At 49.6% G+C, this 1,366-nt stretch carries 1 pseudogene (only partly in view); it reads left to right on the top strand.

The window, feature by feature from the left end:
- Positions 1-213: 213 nt before the first annotated feature.
- Positions 214-1,366, top strand: a pseudogene (locus INT22_RS06540) (quaternary amine ABC transporter ATP-binding protein); it runs 76 nt beyond the window's last position.

The following is a 1,366-nucleotide window of genomic DNA, read 5'->3' as shown; positions in this document are numbered from 1 at the left end:
GACACATGTGACACCTTTTGACGCTTAGCGGAGGAGGCGTTGTGACACACCCTGCCCACTTATGTATAATAAATATTAATAAATAACCAAGTTAAAACTTAAATTCTAATTATGAACCGTTTTGTGTCGCTGTTTGCAGGGAAAGCCATCTGGTATCGGAAAGCGAGCTGAGCAACGACACAAGGCTGCTCATTCACGCAAAAGGCACCGCTGATGGACGAGACACGCCCTGTCAAAATTCAGGTTCGCGGCTTAAGCAAGGTATTTGGCAAGCAGCCGAAAAAAGCCCTTGAGCTTCGTGACCAGGGTTTAAAACGCCCTGAAATTCTTGAGAAAACTGGCCAAACGTTAGGTCTTTCAAACATCTCATTCGATGTGTATGAAGGCGAACTGCTCGTCATTATGGGGCTTTCTGGTTCTGGCAAGTCAACGTTAATTCGGTGCTTGAACCGCCTGATTGATACCACCGAAGGCGAAATAATCATTGATGGCGAGAATATTCCCACGTTAAGCGAAAAGGCTCTGTTGGAGTGTCGCCGCCGCCATTTTTCTATGGTTTTTCAAAATTTTGCGTTATTCCCACACCGCACTGTACGCCAAAACGCCGAGTTCGGGCTTGAAATCCGCGGTGTCGATAAAGCTGAGCGTAAGCAAATTGCCCAAAACGCGCTAACCCAAGTGGGGCTAGATGGCTGGGAAGAGGCTTATCCGAATCAGCTTTCCGGTGGTATGCAACAGCGTGTCGGCCTAGCCCGCGCCCTGGCGAATGATTCCACCGTGCTATTAATGGATGAAGCCTTTTCAGCGCTGGATCCTTTAATCCGCAAGGATATGCAGCAAGAGCTGTTGCAACTGCAATCTAAAATGCAGAAAACAACCGTCTTCATTACCCATGATTTAGATGAAGCGCTCAATATTGGTGATCGCATCGTGCTGCTTAAAGATGGCGAAGTCGTTCAGATTGGTACACCTGAAGAAATATTAACCCAACCTGCTGATGACTATGTGCGCCGCTTTATCGAAGGTGTCGATCGTTCGCGTGTATTAACCGCCGAGAGCGCCATGCGCCCCGTGCGCTCTACCGCCCGCGAAAGCGACGGCCCGCGCACTGCACTACATCGTATGCGTGACCACAGTATTGATTCAATTTATGTCACTGATCGTGACCGCCGCCTCATCGGCCTGTTAGAGGCCGATGAGGCGAGCAAGGCGATTGATGCCAAGTCAGATACTATTATTGATCACCTGACTCAAGACTTCCGCAAAGTCCCCCCAGAGGAACCCCTGCAAAACCTGTTCGCTATGTTTAGCGATAAAAGCTTTCCCATCGCCGTCATTGACGAGCAGCGGCGGGTGCTAGGCGTCG

Source organism: Halomonas sp. 3D7M (genome assembly GCF_014897885.1).
Classification (GTDB): domain Bacteria; phylum Pseudomonadota; class Gammaproteobacteria; order Pseudomonadales; family Halomonadaceae; genus Vreelandella.
The sequence above is the reverse complement of the archived record's forward strand: the minus strand, read 5'-3'. Positions and strand labels throughout refer to the sequence as shown.